Annotated in this window: 15 protein-coding genes; 2 read left to right on the forward strand and 13 right to left on the reverse strand. The window is 63.2% G+C overall.

What is annotated here, in order from left to right; genetic code table 11:
* Positions 1 to 15: 15 nt before the first annotated feature.
* The 9 genes from miaB to QMO82_RS25015 form a co-directional block, all read right to left on the reverse strand.
* The gene (miaB, locus tag QMO82_RS24975; protein ID WP_183605450.1) at positions 16 to 1,437 is read right to left on the reverse strand and encodes a tRNA (N6-isopentenyl adenosine(37)-C2)-methylthiotransferase MiaB; all 1,422 of its coding nucleotides are present in this window, start codon (positions 1,435 to 1,437) and stop codon (positions 16 to 18) included.
* Between the two features lie 317 nt (positions 1,438 to 1,754).
* Positions 1,755 to 2,552, reverse strand: a complete 798-nt coding sequence (locus QMO82_RS24980; RefSeq protein WP_183605451.1) for a 1-acyl-sn-glycerol-3-phosphate acyltransferase — start codon at positions 2,550 to 2,552, stop codon at positions 1,755 to 1,757.
* A 27-nt stretch (positions 2,553 to 2,579) separates the two neighbouring features.
* Positions 2,580 to 3,008, reverse strand: a complete 429-nt coding sequence (locus QMO82_RS24985; RefSeq protein WP_007633774.1) for a Fur family transcriptional regulator — start codon at positions 3,006 to 3,008, stop codon at positions 2,580 to 2,582.
* A gap of 80 nt (positions 3,009 to 3,088) precedes the next feature.
* Complete coding sequence (locus QMO82_RS24990; RefSeq protein WP_183605452.1) at positions 3,089 to 3,589, reverse strand: GNAT family N-acetyltransferase; 501 nt, start codon at positions 3,587 to 3,589, stop codon at positions 3,089 to 3,091.
* Positions 3,586 to 4,248, reverse strand: a complete 663-nt coding sequence (gene tsaB / locus QMO82_RS24995) for a tRNA (adenosine(37)-N6)-threonylcarbamoyltransferase complex dimerization subunit type 1 TsaB (protein ID WP_183605453.1) — start codon at positions 4,246 to 4,248, stop codon at positions 3,586 to 3,588. Before tsaB ends, QMO82_RS24990 begins: the two co-directional genes overlap by 4 nt.
* Before the next feature lie 88 nt (positions 4,249 to 4,336).
* Positions 4,337 to 4,903 carry a NifU family protein gene (locus QMO82_RS25000; RefSeq protein ID WP_183605454.1) on the reverse strand — a complete coding sequence of 189 codons (567 nt, stop codon included), beginning with the start codon at positions 4,901 to 4,903 and terminating at the stop codon, positions 4,337 to 4,339.
* A 105-nt stretch (positions 4,904 to 5,008) separates the two neighbouring features.
* Positions 5,009 to 5,500, reverse strand: a complete 492-nt coding sequence (locus tag QMO82_RS25005; RefSeq protein WP_097617000.1) for a universal stress protein — start codon at positions 5,498 to 5,500, stop codon at positions 5,009 to 5,011.
* Between the two features lie 108 nt (positions 5,501 to 5,608).
* Positions 5,609 to 6,673 (reverse strand): tryptophan--tRNA ligase, encoded by a 1,065-nt coding sequence (gene trpS / locus QMO82_RS25010; protein ID WP_183605455.1) that lies wholly within the window; start codon positions 6,671 to 6,673, stop codon positions 5,609 to 5,611.
* A 98-nt stretch (positions 6,674 to 6,771) separates the two neighbouring features.
* On the reverse strand, positions 6,772 to 7,170 hold the full coding sequence (locus QMO82_RS25015; protein ID WP_183605456.1) for a VOC family protein: 399 nt from the start codon (positions 7,168 to 7,170) through the stop codon (positions 6,772 to 6,774).
* 186 nt (positions 7,171 to 7,356) lie between these two features.
* On the opposite strand from QMO82_RS25015, the gene QMO82_RS25020 reads away from it, so the two are divergent.
* Positions 7,357 to 7,785 carry a D-Ala-D-Ala carboxypeptidase family metallohydrolase gene (locus QMO82_RS25020; RefSeq protein WP_183605457.1) on the forward strand — a complete coding sequence of 143 codons (429 nt, stop codon included), beginning with the start codon at positions 7,357 to 7,359 and terminating at the stop codon, positions 7,783 to 7,785.
* A gap of 7 nt (positions 7,786 to 7,792) precedes the next feature.
* On the opposite strand, the gene murJ is transcribed toward QMO82_RS25020, so the two are convergent.
* The 4 genes from murJ to mutS form a co-directional block, all read right to left on the reverse strand.
* A complete protein-coding gene (gene murJ, locus QMO82_RS25025) occupies positions 7,793 to 9,373 on the reverse strand; it encodes a murein biosynthesis integral membrane protein MurJ (protein ID WP_183605458.1) in 1,581 nt (526 codons plus the stop codon).
* A gap of 24 nt (positions 9,374 to 9,397) precedes the next feature.
* Positions 9,398 to 12,304, reverse strand: coding sequence for a [protein-PII] uridylyltransferase (locus QMO82_RS25030; protein ID WP_183605459.1), 2,907 nt, complete (start codon positions 12,302 to 12,304; stop codon positions 9,398 to 9,400).
* Positions 12,305 to 12,439: 135 nt separating this feature from the next.
* A complete protein-coding gene (locus QMO82_RS25035; RefSeq protein WP_183605460.1) occupies positions 12,440 to 12,715 on the reverse strand; it encodes a hypothetical protein in 276 nt (91 codons plus the stop codon).
* Between the two features lie 12 nt (positions 12,716 to 12,727).
* Complete coding sequence (gene mutS, locus QMO82_RS25040; RefSeq protein ID WP_183605461.1) at positions 12,728 to 15,454, reverse strand: DNA mismatch repair protein MutS; 2,727 nt, start codon at positions 15,452 to 15,454, stop codon at positions 12,728 to 12,730.
* A 113-nt stretch (positions 15,455 to 15,567) separates the two neighbouring features.
* On the opposite strand from mutS, the gene QMO82_RS25045 reads away from it, so the two are divergent.
* A complete protein-coding gene (locus QMO82_RS25045) occupies positions 15,568 to 17,850 on the forward strand; it encodes an NADP-dependent malic enzyme (RefSeq protein WP_183605462.1) in 2,283 nt (760 codons plus the stop codon).
* Positions 17,851 to 18,061 lie beyond the last annotated feature (211 nt).

Consider the following 18,061-nt stretch of genomic DNA (forward strand, 5'->3'; position numbering starts at 1 on the left):
GTCGGGCTCCTTGGGTTAAACCGCAGCCTCTGCGCGTTCGGCAAACAGGCTGTTTGTTCCGGTTCCGGTGATTCGCACTTTAATAATGTCACCGATTTGCGATGCTTTTGCATCAACATTCACGGATTGAAGCCAGGGAGAACGTCCGATCAGCTGTTCCGGCATGCGACCGGGCTTTTCCAGCAACAGATCGATCTCTTTGCCGATGCAGGATTCGGCAAATTCCTGCTGCTGCTTCAGGAGAAGCGCTTGCAGGCGTTCCAGCCGTTCTGCCTTGATCTCTTCCGGCACCTGGTCCTTCAGTTCCGCGCCGGGCGTGCCCGGCCGTGTCGAGTATTTGAACGAGAAGGCCTGTGCGTAACGGACCTCCTCCACAAGCCTGAGTGTATCCTCAAAATCCCTGTCTGTCTCCCCCGGAAAGCCGGTGATGAAATCGCCGGACAGCGCGATGTCGGGCCGCACCGAGCGGATGCGCTCGATCAGCGTCAGATATTCGGCCGCCGTGTGGCGCCGGTTCATCGCTTTCAGGATGCGATCCGAGCCCGATTGCACCGGCAGGTGCAGGTAGGGCATCAGCGCCCGGAGGTCGCGATGGGCGTTGATCAGCCGGTCGTCCATGTCGCGCGGATGGCTTGTGGTATAGCGCAGCCGCGCCAGGCCCGGGATCTCGGCAAGGCGATAGAGCAGGTCGCCGAGGCTCCATGCCTCGCCCTGCGGCCCGGCGCCGTGCCAGGCATTGACGTTCTGCCCGAGCAGGGTGATCTCGCGCACGCCCGCCTCGACGAGCCTTTCGGCTTCCTCGACGATCTGGGAAACCGGCCGCGACACTTCCGAGCCGCGCGTATAGGGCACGACGCAGAAAGTGCAGAACTTGTCGCAGCCCTCCTGCACGGTCAGGAAGGCGGTGACGCCGCGGGCGCGGATCTTCCGGCTCTCGGCGATCGGCAGGTGCTCGAACTTGTCTTCGATCGCATATTCCGTATCGACGACGCGGACGCCCTGTTTGGCCCGGCGCAGCGCCTCCGGCAGGCGGTGATAGGTCTGCGGGCCGATGACGACGTCGACGGCGGGGGCGCGGCGCAGGATCTCCTCGCCTTCGGCCTGGGCGACGCAGCCGGCAACGCCGATCATCATCTCCCGGCCGTCCGCCGCCTTCCGCTTTTTCATCTCGCGCAGCCGTCCGAGCGCCGAATAGACCTTCTCGGCCGCCTTCTCGCGGATATGGCAGGTGTTGAGCAGAACGAGGTCGGCCTCTTCCATGTCTTCCGTCGGCTCATAGCCGTCGCGGGCGAGCGCATCGCTCATGCGCGTTGAATCATAGACGTTCATCTGGCAGCCATAGGTCTTGATGAAGACCTTGCGGCTGTTGCTGCCGTCGCGGAGGCCCTCGTTGAGGATTGCTTCCGGGGCCTGGAGAAGGGCGCTGTCCTGTGTCATGGCGCGCTATTTAGTGGTTTTTGCCGCCCGAGAAAATCGAAATCTTGTTTTAGAGCCTTTCCTGGTCAGATTGCAGCATCCTGCTGGCTCAAACGGAGTCGGATGGTCGACCGGCCGGCGCGTCGTAGTAAGCTCGACGGCCAAGCCAGCCGGTCGAGCAGGCGACCCGTTTCAGCCAACCCGAAGGGCCGGGCATCTTTGCGCCAGGATCAGAGGCGATCGGCTCGGACGTACCTTGGGGTATGCCCTTCGCCAATCGCCTCTGCCCTGACGAAAACCTGCTCCGGCAGAATGCCGCAATCTGACCAGGAAAGGCTCTAGAAGATTTCCCGCCCGCGCAGGCGGCTGTTCAGCAGCTTGCGGATACGCGAGGCGATCGTCGCGCTCACCTCCTTGCGGTTGGTGTCAGTGCGGTAATCCACCGCCTCGCCGAAGGACACCTCGGCGTCGATCGCGCCGCAGCGTACGATGTCGAGCAGGTGCGGCAGCAGCTCGATATCGCCCGGCCAGGCGGCGAGCGGCCGGTGATAGCGCCCCATGGCGATGCCGTGCACCTTGGTATAGGCAATCGCCACCGGCTGCACCACGACGGTTCCGGTCGGCGAATAAGGCACCGCCATGGCGGCGGCGCCGAACAGCGACGACTTGACCTCCAGCAGCCGGTTGCCGTCCGAGGTCGTGCCTTCCGGGAAAAGCACGACGATCTCGCCGTCGGCCATGCGCCCGGCGATCTCGTTTGCCTGGTGACCGGTCTTGCGCTTCTCCTCGCGCACGACGAAGACGCTCTTCTGCAGCTTGGCGAGCGTGCCGAAAATCGGCCAGTCGCTGACCTCGATCTTGGCGATGAAGGCGACGTCGGCAACCGACGACATCACCATGATATCGAGCCAGGACGAATGGTTGGAACAGAGCATCAGCGGCCGGCGCTCTTCCAGCCTGCCGGTGACGCGAACGCGGATGCCGAGACAATAGCAGACGATACGGTGCCAGACGCGTGGCAGCCTGCGGCGCAGCCGCCAGTCGAAATGGAGCGCCAGCACCTGCAGCGGCATGAGCACGATGCTGACGGCAAGGATGACGATCGCAGCCAACGTGATGCGCAGCCAGGCGATCAAATGCTGGTCTCCCGGGCTGCCATTGCTTCAGAGATCTTCCTTCTTCAGCGGAACGCCGTAGAGCTCCAGCCGGTGGTCGACCAGCCGGAAGCCGTGCTCGCGGGCGATGCGCTCCTGCAGTGCCTCGATCTCCGGCGAGCGGAATTCGATGACGGTGCCGGTCTTCAGGTCGATCAGGTGGTCGTGATGCTCTTCCGGCACCGTTTCGTAGCGCGAGCGTCCGTCGCGGAAGTCGTGGCGGGCGATGATGCCGGCATCCTCGAACAGTTTCACGGTGCGGTAGACGGTCGAAATCGAAATCTTCGCATCGACCTTCACCGAGCGGCGGTAGAGTTCTTCGACGTCGGGATGGTCTTCCGAGTCTTCCAGGATGCGCGCGATCACGCGGCGCTGCTCGGTCATGCGCATGCCGCGTTCGGTGCAAAGCTCCTCAAGGGTCTTGGCTACATCAGACATGGCCCGCCTTTAAAGATATTCGTGTTTCGACAACGCCGCACGGCATTTGCGCCGGCCTGCATGTCATCTCGCTGACGGAACTACCGAAGAACGCGCTTCATGACAAGCGCCGTGGAGAGGGCGCCGTTCTCCTGCTTGTAGTAACCCTGACGCTCGCCGACCTTTTCGAAGCCGAGCTTGCGGTAGAGGCCAAGGGCTGCCGTATTGCCGTTGTCGACTTCGAGAAACATGCTCTCGCCGCCGCGTGTACGAGCTTCCCGCATCGCCGCCTGCATCAACCGCCAGCCAAGCCCGGCACGGGCGACCTTCGCCTGCACGGCGATCGTCAAGATCTCCGCCTCGCCGGCGACATGGCGGGCAAGGATGAACCCTGGAAGCGGCTTTTTCAGGATGGCATTGGTCTGCCGCGCAACGAAGCCGAACACGGTCTCCTGCATCAGCAAGCCGTGAAATTCACCGTCGCCCCAGGGGCGGGCGAAGCGCTCGCCGTGCAGGGCGGCGACATCGCGGCAATCCTCGCGTTCCATGGCGATGATTTCGAATTCCGGCTTCAGCGTCAGATAGGCTTCCAGCATGGTCATACTCGTCGGGCGATCGCATACCCGGCCTGCGGCTTGGCATCGGGTCCGCGCAGATAAAGGGGCTTCGGCTTTCCGGCATCGGGGGAGGCGGCTGCACCGAGGCGCGCCACGACGGAGATCGGGAATTGGTTGGCATGATCGCCGCCGCCGTCGGCCTTCAGGAGCGGCGTCGCCGAACCGGTGATTTCGCCGTCGAAGCCGGCGGCATATGCCTGTGCTTCCGCAACGCTGACCGCCCGCGGCTCATCGAGCGGCGAACCGTCGGCTGAAAAGGATTGCAGATAGATCTCGTCCCGCTTGGCATCCATCGCCGCCAGCACTGCCCGCCCGGGCGTCTTGTCGCGCTGGGCTGATGCCATGACCTCGAGCGTGGTGACGCCGACGGCGGGCACATTGAGGGAAAGCGCAAAGCCGCGGGCTGCGGCAACGCCGACGCGGATACCGGTAAAGGAGCCGGGGCCGATGGTGACGGCAAGACGGTCGATATGAGAAAGGGCCAGTCCCGCTTGATCCAGCGCGCGGTCGACGATTCCGATCAGATGTTCAGCATGCCCCTTGCCGATCATGTCCGATGCCTCCCCCAGCACCGTATTCCTGCCGCTGTCATAAACGGCGGCAGCGCAATCCACACCTGCCGTGTCCAGCGCCAGAACGATCATGCCATCAATTTCCGAATAAACTATTGTCGCCTATCGATAAATCCGCCCAGCCGAACCTGCGATGAACGGCCGGATGGGTTCAAGATTTTTAAGCGGCAATCACTTCCTGCACTTCCGGAACGAAATGGCGCAGCAGGTTCTGGACGCCGTGCTTCAGCGTCGCCGTCGAAGACGGGCAGCCGGCGCAGGAACCCTTCATGTTCAGATAGACCTTGCCGTCCTTGAAGCCGCGGAAGGTGATGTCGCCGCCGTCTTGGGCAACGGCGGGGCGCACGCGGGTCTCCAGAAGTTCCTTGATGGTCAGCACGATCGATTCATCGCCTTCGTCGAAGAATTCGTCGCCGGCATCGGCGTCTTCGGAGAGGATGGAGGCATCGCCCATGACAGGCTTGCCGGACATGAAGTGCTCCATGATCGAGCCCAATATAGCCGGCTTAAGATGCTGCCATTCGGCATCGTCCTTGGAGACGGAAATGAAATCATAGCCGAAATAGACGCCGGTGACGCCCGGAATGTCGAACAGGCGGGCGGCGAGCGGCGAAGCCTCAGCCTCGTCGGCGCTGCGGAATTCGGCCGTGCCGTTTTCCATCACCACCTTGCCCGGCAGGAACTTCTGCGTGGCGGGGTTCGGCGTGGCTTCGGTCTGAATGAACATCTGGTTCTCCATGCGGCCGGCCCATAGCACGGCCGTCTTTAGAATTCTTCAAAAGAAGATAAGCTCATTGCCTGTTCTAATCAAGAGACTTGTACTCAAGAAAAGCTAGCAGAGAGCGTCGATTTCCTCGTTGGTCAGCGTATCAGGCAGCACCGTCACCGGGATCGGAAAGGCCGCTGCGCGGCCGGCAACCGACGAGACCAGCGGCCCTGGACCTTCTTTCGCCGAACCGGCGGCCAGAACCAGGATCGCCACATCGCGGTCTTCCTCGATCACGGTGTTGATCTGTTCGGCCGCACCGCCTTCGCGGATGACAATCTCGGGCTCGATGCCGATCGTCTCGCGCACGATCTGGGCGATCTTGGCAACGACCGCCTCGGCCTCCTCGCGCGCTTCCGCCCGCATGATCTCCTCGACGCCGAGCCATTGCTGGAAATCCCCGTCGGGGATGACGTAGAGCAGCACCAGCCCGCCATTGGAATTCTTTGCCCGCCGGCCGGCATAATGAACGGCGCGCTGGCATTCGGGTGTACCGTCGATCACCGCCATGAATTTGCGGCGATGACCTTCGAGCCGGGAGAGTCGCTTCGATACCATGACGCGGACTCTGACACCCGAAGCGGAAAATTTGCAAGCCCAGTTTTTTGGGCTGATGCCCCAAAGAAGGTCCTCTTCTCCCGCAGCGGGAAGAAGAGGAGATCTACCTCAATAGAGGAAGCCGATGACGTCGCGAACTTGGCTCATCGTCACCTCGGCGCGTGCCCTGGCGCGCTCGCCGCCCTTGCGCAGGATGGCGTCGATGTGGCTGGTATCATCCATCAGCCGGCGCATCTCGCCGGTGATCGGCGCCAGCACATGGATGGCGAGATCGACCAGCGCCGGCTTGAAGACAGAGAACTGCTGGCCGCCGAATTCGGCCAGCACGTCGGCCTTCGACGTGTCGGCGAGTGCGGCATAGATCGCCACCAGATTGTCGGCTTCCGGGCGGCCCTGCAGCCCGTCGATCTCGCTCGGCAAGCCGTCCGGATCGGTCTTTGCCTTGCGGATCTTCTTCGAGATCGCATCCTCGTCGTCCATCAGGTTGATGCGCGAGAGATCAGACGGGTCGGATTTCGACATTTTCTTGGTGCCGTCGCGCAGCGACATGACGCGCGGCGCCGGTCCGCCGATCAGCGGCTCAACCATCGGGAAATAGGCATGCACCGGCTCGTTGCCGACGGTGATGTCGATGCCGTAGTCGGTCCTGCCGATATGTTCGGCATAATCGAGGTTGAACTTCATCGCGATGTCACGAGCCAGTTCCAGATGCTGCTTCTGGTCTTCTCCAACCGGCACATGGGTGGCGCGATAGACGAGAATGTCGGCGGCCATCAGGCTCGGATAGGCGTAAAGCCCGAGCGAGGCCTGCTCACGGTCCTTGCCGGCCTTGTCTTTGAACTGCGTCATGCGGTTCATCCAGCCGATGCGGGCGACGCAGTTGAAGATCCAGGCGAGTTCGGCATGCTGCGGCACGGCCGACTGATTGAAGACGATATGTTTTTCCGGGTCGATGCCGGCGGCGATGAAGGCGGCGGCGATCGAGCGCGTCTGGCTCGGCATGTCCTCATGCACGAGCTGGGCGGTGAGCGCATGCATATCGACGACGCAGTAAATGCAGTCATTGCCTTCCTGCAGCGCCACGAAGCGGCGGATCGCGCCGAGATAATTGCCGAGATGCAGGTTGCCGGTCGGCTGCACGCCGGAGAATACGAGTTTCTTGAATTCGCTCATGTCGTCCTCAATAGGCTGGTGGAGGGCCCCAAGGCTTTTTTTGCCTATGTTGCTAACGCCGCGGCTTATGCACGGGCGACCGGTCGCAATCAAGAGGTTCACGCATCGGCGTGTTGGATCAGATCGAAGCTGTTACCGTAGGGATCGGCAAAGACGGCGACCGTGCCGTAAACCTCGTGGCGCGGCGCTTCCAAAAAGCGCACGCCGGCCGCCAGCATCGCGGCATGGTCGCGGGCGAAATCATCGGTCTTCAGAAAGAAGCCGACACGCCCGCCCGTCTGATTGCCGATCGCCGCCCGCTGCGCCGCATTTGCCGCCTGCGCCAACAGGAAGGCCGCTCCATCTCCGCCCCTGGGCCGCACCACCACCCAGCGCTTACCCTCCGGCTGGCGCTCGTCCTGCAGGCAATCGAAACCGAGGGCGTCGCAATAGAAGGCCTTGGCGCGGTCGTAGTCGTCGACCACGAGGGTGACGAGGAAAAGCGACTGGATCGTCATGTCTACCTCCCGACTGAGATGTTTATTCCATTTTGGATCGGCAGTTTCCGTTATTTTAAGCCAAATTGATCAAGTTGTTTACTCACAATTGAGTATAAAATTTCACAGAAAAGCTTTTTTTGAACTGAAAATCCTCCGCTTGGCGCCGGCACTGTTGGGGCGCCGGGATAGCCGATCGGAGCGACCATGCAGAACGCAGCTTTGTTGGCCATGGCGGGCCTTTTCGCCCTACAATCAGCAACGGGTGCCGTCGGTCAAGAGCTCAAAAGGCAGGCCATTCATCTTCCCAAGCACGAGGCGCGCACCGCCTACACGGTGCAGACCGTCAGCGTCCGGGCCGGCTGCTTTCCCGCGCGGCTGCGGGCGGTGCTGTCGCACATCGCCGCAAAGACCGGCCGCCGCCCGGTGATCACCTCCGGCCACAGGCTGCATCCCCGCCGCCATGGCTCCCTGCATGGAAAATGCCTGGCCGCCGATATCCGGATGCCGGGTCTCTCGGAGCGCACCATCATTGCGGCCGCAAGAAGCGCCCCCGGCATCGGCGGCATCGGCACCTATTGCAACGGCATTGTCCATGTCGACGTCGGACCGCGAAGGCGATGGGTCGATTGCTAAAGCGATCTCACGCGTCCTTTGCCGGCACCGGCTTGCGGTTCAGGTTGCGCCTTATCATGCCGAGATCTGCCCCGCCGATCAGGAAGGCGGCGGCGAAATAGACCAGCATGGATATCGCAATCAGCAGTCCCAGCGTGCCGATCTTGGTCAGAAGCGGCGCACCGGAGGCGAGCCAGGGCGCAAAATATTGCTTGAGGAAGACGATGGCCGCGCCCATGACGGCCGCGGCGACGATCAGGAGGGCGGCGCGTTTTGCCAGCGCCCATTCCCATGTCAGATGGCCGCGGCGCAAAAGCGTGGTGAACAGCAGCACGGTGCTGATCCAGCCGGCAGTGGCTTCGGCAACGGCGATGCCGGGCGCGCCCATATAGGGGAAGAGCGTCAGCGCCGTGGCGCAGTTGGTGGCAACCGCGATCGCCGAAAAGCGCATCGGCGTCTTGGTGTCCTCGCGGGCGTAGAAACCCGGCTGCAGCGCCTTGATCAGCACGAAGGCCGGCAGGCCGATGCCGTAAATTGCCAGGATCGCGCCGACGACGGCGGTGTTTTCCTGATGGAAGGCGCCGCGCTCGTAGAGCACGCGGATGATCTCGTCGGAGAGGATCCAGAGCGCGAAGGCGGCGGGGATGGTCAGGAACAGCACGAATTCGATCGAGCGGTTCTGCAGGTTTCCGGCCTCGCGCAGGTTGCCGCCCTTGAGCGCCCGGGCAAGTTCCGGCAGCAGCACCACGCCGACGGCGACACCGACGACGCCGAGCGGCAGCTGATAGATGCGGTCGGCATATTGAAGTGCTGCGATCGCGCCGTCGCGCGACGAGGCGATCGCCTGGCCGATCAGCTGGTTAATCTGGGTGATGCCGCCCGTCACCGCAGCCGGCACCGCCAGAATCAGCAGCCGCTTGACGTTGGGCGTCATTTTCGGGAAGCGGAAACCGATGCTCATGCCGGCGGCAAGCACGCCGATATAGACGACGGCGAGCTGCAACACGCCGGCGGCAAGAACGCCCCAGGAGAGATACCAGGCCGTCGCCAGCGGATCGGCGCCGGTATAGAGCGCATAAAACAGCGCCCCGATCATCACCACGTTGAGGAAGACAGGCGCAATGGCGGCGGCGAAGAAATGATGCAGTGAATTCAGCATGCCGCTCATCATCGCCGTCAGCGACATGCACATCAGATAGGGAAACATCACCGCCGCCATGCGGATGGTGATCGAGAACTTGTCGGGATCGTCGGCAAAGCCCGGCGCGATGACGAAGCGCACCAAGAGCGGCATGGCAAGCTCCATCACGATGGTGATGAGCAGCAGCACCGAAAACAACACGCCGAAGACCTCTTCCGAAAAGCGCTTGGCGCCTTCCGTGCCGTTCGCCTCGATCTCCTTGGCAAAGAGCGGCACGAAGGCGGCGTTGAAGGCGCCTTCGGCAAACAGCCGGCGGAACAGGTTCGGAAAGCGGAAGGCGGCGTAGAAGACGTCGGCCATCGGCCCGGTGCCCAGCGCCGCCGCCATCAGCGTTTCGCGGGCGAAGCCGAAGATGCGGCTGCCGAGGGTGGCGCCGCCGACGGTGGCGAATTTCTTGACGAGGCTCATGCGTGGGGGCTCATGCTTGGGGACTCATGCGGAGGAATCGGCTTTCTTTTCGGCTGACGGCGATGTCCGGGCTGTGGCGGCCGGCGCGATGATGCCGGAGGGCATGCGCTCGCGCAGTTCGTCCTCCTCCTCGGCCATGACGGCTTTCATCCGGGCGGTGATGTTGGCGCGCTTGCTGTCGCCTGATATTTTCTGGCCGACCAGATCGGTGACGTAGAAGGTATCGATCACCTTCTCGCCGAAGGTGGTGATGCGGGCCGACTGGATGTCGAGCGACAGATCGGAGAGCACGGCGGTGATCTCCGACAGCAGCCCCGGCCGGTCGAGGCATTCGACCTCGATGACGGTGAACTTGTTCGACAGGCTGTTGGTGATGTTGACTGACGGCGGAATGACGAAGGCCTTGCTTTTCTTGCGATTGCGCGCCCGTGTGGCGATGACCTCGGGCAGCCGCTTGCGGCCGGACAGCACGTCCTCGATCATCCGGCCGATCGTCGCGGCCCGGCGCAGCTCGTCGGCATCGTCGGTAAATTCGCGGCTGACATGGATGGTGTCGAGCGCCCGCCCGTCCGACGTGGTGAAGATCTGCGCGTCGACGATGTTGGCCCCGGCCGCCGCACAGGCGCCGGCGATGACGGCAAGCAGGCGCGGATGGTCGGGCGACAGCACGGTGATCTCGGTGATTGCGTGGAAACTGTCGGTGCGTACCGTCGTGGCAAGCGCCTGGCCGGCTCTGTCGGCCTGACGGATGAAATCGGCGTGGCGGATCTGGTCTTCCAGCGGCACGGACAGCAGATAGGGCTGGTAGTGCAGTCTGGTATAGGTATTTCGGTCCTTCTGGCTCCAGTCCGAAAGTGCCGCACGCAGCGCCTCGGCGGCGGCATTGGCGCGCTCCTTGCGGGAGACTTCCGAAAAGCCGCCGGCAAGCAGCAGCTCGGTTTCGTAGTAGAGCGTGCGCAGGAGCTGGCCCTTCCAGCCGTTCCACACGCCCGGGCCGACGGCGCGGATATCGCAGATGGTCAGGATCAGCAGCATCTTCAGCCGTTCGAGCGACTGCACCCGGTCGGCAAAATCGGTGATCGTCTTGCGGTCGGTGAGGTCGCGGGTCTGCGCCACCATCGACATGGTCAGATGTTCCTCGATCAGCCAGACGACGATCTCCGTCTGCTTCTGCGACAGGCCGAAGCGGGCGCAGAGCTTGCGGGCGACGCGGGCGCCGGCGATCGAATGATCCTCCTGGCGGCCCTTGGCGATGTCGTGCAGAAGAACCGCGACATAAAGCGCCTCGCGATCCTCGATGCCTGAGATCAGCTTGTTGGCAAGCGGATGCAGCTCCTCGGCGCGCCCCTTGTCGATCTCGGAGAGAATGTCGACGGTGCGGATCAGATGTTCGTCGACCGTATAGTGGTGATACATGTTGAACTGCATCATCGCGACGATCTTGCCGAATTCGGGGATGAAGCGGCCAAGCACGCCGGCCTCGTTCATCCGGCGCAGGATCAGCGCGGGATCCCGCTTCGACGTCAGGATCGACATGAACAGCCGGTTCGCCTCGTCGTTTTCCCTGAGGCTGTTGTCGATCAGCGCAAGTGACCGGGTGACGCGTTTCAGCGCGTCCGGATGGAATTCCAGCCCGTTGATGTCGGCGACGTGGAAGAGCCGGAGGATGCTGACCGGATCGCGCTTGAAGACATCAGCGTCGGCGAGCGCGATGCGGCCGCGGTCCTCGACGAATTCGACGCTGCCGGCGATCTTGCGGTTGCGGTGGGTGAAGCGGCTGATGACGCCGGTAAGCCCCGGGATCGACTTCGCCTGCTGGTCTTCGAGCGCGGCGCAGAGGATGCGCGTGAGATCGCCGACATCCTTGGCGACGAGGAAATAGTGCTTCATGAAGCGCTCGACAGCCGAAAGGCCCGGGCGGGTGTGATAGCCGAAGGCTTCGGCGATCTCGCGCTGGATGTCGAAGGACAGGCGCTCCTCGGCCTTGCCGGTGAGGAAGTGCATATGGCAGCGCACCGCCCAGAGAAAATCGTCGGCCTTCTCCAGCAGGCGGTATTCGTGCTTGGACAGCACACCGAGCTTGACCAGCTCCGCCTGGTCGCGCACGTGATAATAATATTTCGAGATCCAGAACAGCGTGTGCAGGTCGCGAAGCCCGCCCTTGCCTTCCTTGACATTCGGCTCGACGAGATAGCGCGTGTCGCCCGCCTTGCGGTGGCGCTCGTCACGCTCGGCAAGCTTGGCGGCGATGAATTCCGGGCCGGTACCGGTGACGATTTCCTTGTCGAAGCGGGTCTCGAGCTGGGTTTCCAATTGCTGCAGGCCGCAGATGTAGCGCATCTCCAGGATGGCGGTGCGGATCGTCATGTCGGATTTGGAAAGCGCGATGCATTCCTCCACCGTGCGGGTGGCGTGGCCGACCTTGAAGCCCATGTCCCAGAGCACGTAGAGCATGAATTCGACCGCCTTGTGCGTCTCTTCCGCCGGCCGCGGCAGGAAGAGGAAGAGCAGGTCGATATCGGAGCCCGGCGCCAGCGTGTCGCGGCCGTAGCCGCCGACGGCGGTGACCGCGAACTTGTCCTTCTGCTGCGGAAAGATATGGGCGGTGGCGAATTTATAGAGGACAGTGATGATCTGGTCCTGTAGCCAGGAAATCCGGTAGGCGCAATTGAGCCCGCCGCCATCGGCCATGAGGGCGGCGCGCGCCTTCTGCCGGCCTTCCGTGCTCGCCTTTTTCAGCACCGCCAGAAGATCGGCGCGCAGGACGTCCGGGCGGTTGCGGTTGGCCTCGGCAACGGCATCGCACTGCTTCTGCAGGAGCTCGACATCGAGGATATGGGAGAAATCGAGGTCGCGCATCGCTGTCGCCGGGGCGGTTTCCTGTTCATGCCGGACGGCCGGTTCACGGCCTGCCGCTTGTTTCGTCTGCATGCGCTATAGCCCCTTTGCCCGGCGATTGACACGGGCTTTCATACTGCAAGAACCTTTAAATTTGGCGAAATGGTGTTGGTTCGCGGCAAGAGGCGAGGGCGCTTTGACGCAACCGCAGGGCTTTTCCGGAAATCTTCAGCCGGCGGCCCGCGCGTTCAGCAAATACAGCACCTGCCGTGTCTCGCTCATGATCTCTTCAAGCGACTGCCTGTCGCATTCGCGATAGCCCGCCTTGGCGATCGACGTTGCGAGCTCCGAGATCGCAGCGCAACAGCGGGTGATTTTCAGCATGCCGATCGGTGAGGTCCAGCCGCGTGCATTGCGGTCCTTATCGGCGCGCCGCATCGTGTCGAGCATGGAGCAGATGAGCGACAGACGCTCGGTTTCGCGAACCAGCTTTTCCATGAACATGGCGCGCAGCTCCTATTTCAGTTTCTTCTTGAGGTCGTAAAGCGCGTCCATTGCCTCGCGCGGCGTCATGTCGTCAAGGCTCATCGCCTTCAGCGCCTCTTCGACCTTGGACGGGCCGCGGGCGGTGTCCTCGCGGCGCACCGCCACCTGGAATAGCGGCAGGTCGTCGATCAACTGGCTCGCCGGATTCTTGCGGTCGGCATCCTCCAGGCGGGTGAGCACGTCGCGGGCCCGTGTCACGACCGAGGCCGGAAGCCCGGCAAGGCGCGCGACCTGGATGCCGTAGGAGCGGTCCGCCGCACCCGGACCGACCTCGTGCAGGAAGATGACGTCGCCGTCCCATTCCTTAACGCGCATCGTGGCGTTCGATAGCCGGCCAAGCTTTTCCGAAAGCACGGTCAGTTCATGGAAATGCGTGGCGAAGAGGCCGCGGCAGCGGTTCGCCTCATGCAGGTGTTCGACGGAGGCCCAGGCGATTGATAGGCCGTCGAAGGTGGCGGTACCGCGGCCGATCTCGTCGAGAATGACGAGCGAACGGTCGCTCGCCTGATTGAGGATCGCAGCGGTTTCGACCATCTCGACCATGAAGGTGGAGCGCCCGCGCGCCAGATCGTCGGACGCGCCGACGCGCGAGAAAAGCCGGTCGACGATGCCGATATGGGCCGATGTCGCCGGCACGAAGGAGCCCATCTGCGCCAGGATCGATATCAGCGCGTTCTGCCGCAGGAAGGTCGACTTGCCGCCCATGTTCGGCCCGGTCAAGAGCCAGATCGCGCCGTCCTTGTCGCCGGTTTTCGGCGAGAGATCGCAATTGTTGGCGACGAAGGGGCCGCCCGCCTGCCGCCGCAGCGCCTGCTCGACGACCGGATGGCGCCCGCCTTCGATCGCAAACATCTTCGAGCCGTCGACCTGCGGCCGGCAATAGGCCTGCTCTTCGGCGAGAAGCGCGAGGCTTGCTGCGACATCGATGACGGCAAGCGCCCGGGCGCCCGTTTTGATCGCTTCGGCTTCCGCAACCACGGCCGCCGTCATCCTGTCGAAGGCGGCAAGCTCGATCGTCAGCGCCCGGTCGGCGGCGTTGGCGATGCGGCTTTCGAGATCGGCAAGTTCGGTGGTGGTGAAGCGCATCGCGCTCGCCATCGTCTGGCGGTGGATGAAACGCGCCTTCGCTTCCGCCGTGTCCGTCATCGGCGAGGCATTGCCGGCGGTCACCTCGATGAAATAGCCGAGGATGTTGTTGTGCTTGATCTTCAGCGACCGGATGCCGGTCTCCTCGGCATATTGCAGTTGCAGCCCGGCAATGACCCGGCGCGACTGATCACGCAGCGCCCGGACCTCGTCGAGTTCGGCACTGGCGCCGTCGCGGAGAAAACCGCCATCGCGCTTTAACAGCGGCAATTCGTCGGCGAGCGTCTCGGCCAGCAGCTTTTCCAGGCCCGCGGGAAGGGCCTGCAGTCCTGATAGTGCCTGGCCGAGCTCTTCCGGCAGCATCGCGCTTGCGAGCAGATCCGCAAGTCCCGCCGCTGCTTCCAGGCCCTGGCGGATCACCCAGAGATCGCGCGGGCCACCGCGGTCGAGCGCGAGGCGGGATAGGGCGCGCGGCATATCGGGAACATGTTTCAGCGTGTCGCGCAGACTGCCGCAGAGCAGGGGTTCGTCGATCAGGAAGCCGATCGAATCGAGCCGGGCATTGATGCGGGCCGGGTCGGTCAGCGGCGACATCAGCCGCTCGGCGAGAAGCCGCGCCCCACCGCCGGTGATGGTGCGGTCGATCGCCTTCAGCAGCGAACCGTTGCGGTCACCCGACAGCGTGCGCGCCAATTCCAGATTGGCGCGGGTGGCCGGGTCGATGAACAGCGTCGACGCCGCACTTTCCCGCTCCGGCTTGCCAAGCGGCGGCCGCTCGGCGATCTGCGTCTTTTCGACATAGGCGACGGCAGCGGCAGCTGCTGCCAGCTCGGCACGCGAGAAGGTGCCGAAGCCGTCGAGCGTCGCGACGCCGAAATAACGGGCGATCCGGCCTTCCGCACTGGCGCTGTCGAAGAGCACGGCAGGCTGCGGCACCGCGGTGCGGCCAAGCACGTCGAAGACCGGCTTGAGCTCGGGATCGTGGAAGATCGTGTCGGGCAGGATGAGCTCGCGCGGATCGATGCGCAGGATATCGGCAAGCAGCCGCGAGACTTCGGTCTCGGCAAGCCGGAAGACGCCGGTGGAAATATCGATCCAGGCCAGCGCCAGCAAGGGTTCGGCCCCGCCGCGAATGCGGGTCAGCGCCATCAGATAGTTGGATTCCGAGGGCGAAAGCAGCTTTTCCTCGGTAATCGTCCCTGGAGTGACCAGGCGGACGACGTCGCGCTTGACGACGGATTTGCCGCCGCGTTTCTTCGCCTCGGCCGGATCCTCGATCTGCTCGCAGACGGCGACGCGGAAACCCAGTGAAATCAGCTTTTGCAGATAATCGTCGGAAGCATGCACCGGAACGCCGCACATCGGGATATCCTGGCCCATGTGCTGGCCGCGCTTCGTCAGCGTGATGCCGAGCGCGCGCGAGGCTTCCAGCGCATCTTCGAAGAACAGCTCGTAGAAATCGCCCATGCGATAGAAGAGCAGCGAACCCGGATTGTTCGCCTTGATCTCGATATATTGCTCCATCATCGGCGTCGCCGAGGCACGGCTTTCCGCCGTGGCAAGCTCGGCAGCCGAAAAGGCTTCGTTCTCTGTGTCTATTCGTGCGTTCACGGAGCTGCAGTTTTTCCCAAAAAAACAGGTGCCAACCCTATCCGCGCGCCGCTATAGATGACAACAGCATTTGAGGAAGAGCAAAGCGTCGCCCACAGGACGTTGGAGGATTTATGCCCGATATCGATAAGAAGGACCGGCCGGCGACATCAGTTACCGACCAGGAGGCGCTTGAATTTCATGCCATGGGCCGGCCCGGCAAGCTGGAAATCAACCCGACCAAGCCGATGGCGACGCAGCGCGACCTCTCGCTGGCCTATTCGCCGGGTGTCGCCGTTCCGGTCAAGGCGATCGCCGCCGATCCGCAGACGGCCTATGATTACACCGCGCGCGGCAACATGGTCGCCGTCATATCAAATGGCACGGCCATTCTCGGTCTCGGCAATCTCGGTGCGCTGGCCTCCAAGCCGGTGATGGAAGGCAAGGCGGTGCTGTTCAAGCGCTTCGCCGACGTCGATTCCATCGATCTCGAAATCGATACCGAAAATGTCGACGAGTTCATCAATTGCGTGCGCTTCCTCGGTCCCTCCTTCGGCGGCATCAATCTCGAAGACATCAAGGCGCCGGATTGTTTCGTCATCGAAAGCCGGCTGCGCGAACTGATGGACATTCCGGTTTTCCATGATGACCAGCATGGAACGGCGATCATCGCCGCTGCCGGCCTGATCAACGCGCTGGAGCTGACCGGCCGCGACCTGAAGACGACGAAGCTCGTCTGCAACGGTGCGGGTGCCGCGGCGATCGCCTGCGTCGAGCTGATCAAGGCGATGGGCTTTGCCCCTGAGAACGTCATCCTCTGCGACACCAAGGGGGTCATCTACCAGGGCCGCACCGAGGGCATGAACCAGTGGAAATCGGCGCATGCGGCAAAGACCGACACGCGCACGCTGGAAGAGGCGATGCAAGGCGCCGACGTAGTTTTCGGCCTGTCGCAGAAGGGGGCGTTCTCGGCCGAGATGATCCGCTCGATGGCGGACCGGCCGATCATCTTCGCCATGGCCAATCCCGATCCCGAGATCACGCCGGAGGAGGTCGCCCGCATCCGCGACGACGCCATCATGGCGACCGGCCGCTCGGACTACCCGAACCAGGTCAACAACGTCCTCGGCTTTCCCTATATCTTCCGCGGCGCTCTCGACGTCCGCGCCTCGACAATCAACGACGCGATGAAGATTGCCGCCGTCAAGGCGCTGGCAAACCTTGCCCGCGAGGATGTGCCGGATGACGTGGTTGCCGCCTATCAGGGCAACCGGCCGCGGTTCGGGGCGCAATACATCATCCCCGTCCCCTTCGATCCGCGCCTGATCTCGGCGATCCCGGTTGCGGTGGCTGAAGCGGCGATCGAAAGCGGCGTCGCCCGCAAGGTGATCACCGACATGGCCGGTTATGCCCGCGAGCTGTCGGCGCGCCGCGATCCGATCGCCTCGACGCTCGCCAGGCTCTACGAGCGCGTCCGCCGGCACCCGAAGCGGATCGTCTTTGCCGAGGCCGAGGAAGAGCAGGTCCTGCGCGCCGCACTGTCCTACGCCAATCAGCAGCTCGGCACCGCCATCCTGCTCGGCCGCGAGGACCTGATCCGGGCGACGGCCGAACGCGCCGGCATCGATCTCAACCGTCCCGGCCTCGAGATCGTCAATGCCCGTATCTCGACGCGCGTCGAGGCCTATATCGACTATCTCTATGCCAGGCTGCAGCGGCACGGTTATCTCCACCGCGACGCCCAGCGGCTGATCCACAACGACCGCAACCATTTCGCCGCCTCCATGGTGGCGCTCGGCGACGCCGACGGCATGGTGACGGGCATCACCCGCAACTATTCGACGGCGCTCGAGGATGTGCGCCGCTGCATCGACGAGAAGCCCGGCCACCGGGTCATCGGCGTATCCCTGGCGCTCTGCCGAGGCCGCACCGTCTTCGTTGCCGATACGGCGGTGCACGACATGCCGACGGCCGAGCAGCTTGCCGACATCGCCGAGGAGGCTGCCGGTCTCGCACGGCGCATGGGTTATCCGCCACGGGTCGCGATGCTCGCCTATTCCACCTTCGGCCATCCCTCGGGCGAACGCTCCGAGCGGGTGCGCGAGGCAGTGAAGATCCTCGACAAGCGCCGCGTCGATTTCGAATATGACGGCGAGATGGCCGCCGATGTCGCGCTGAACCGCAAGGTGATGGAGCAATATCCCTTCTGCCGCCTCTCCGGCCCGGCCAATGTGCTTGTCATGCCGGCCTTCCACTCGGCCTCGATCTCGACCAAGATGCTGCAGGAACTCGGCGGGTCCACGGTGATCGGCCCGATCCTCGTCGGTCTCGACAAGCCGGTGCAGATCACCTCGATGGGCGCCAAGGATTCCGACATCGTCAACATGGCGGCGATCGCGGCCTATAGCGGCTCGTAAACCGCGTCCCGCCCACATAACAGACGGCATTCCGTGCCCGGCCGACTTCCCGTCGGTCGGGCATAAGTTTTCATGGGCAGTCGCGATGAAGACGACTCTTTCGATAAATCATACTTTTGATACAATGAACCTATAGGGGCGGCATGAATCTGCCCGCAGGGACATTAAAGAACTGCGGGCAATCGATGCGGTTTCGCAGCTCAGTTGTTTT

The sequence above is a fragment of the Rhizobium sp. BT04 genome, assembly GCF_030053135.1.
GTDB lineage: Bacteria > Pseudomonadota > Alphaproteobacteria > Rhizobiales > Rhizobiaceae > Rhizobium > Rhizobium binxianense.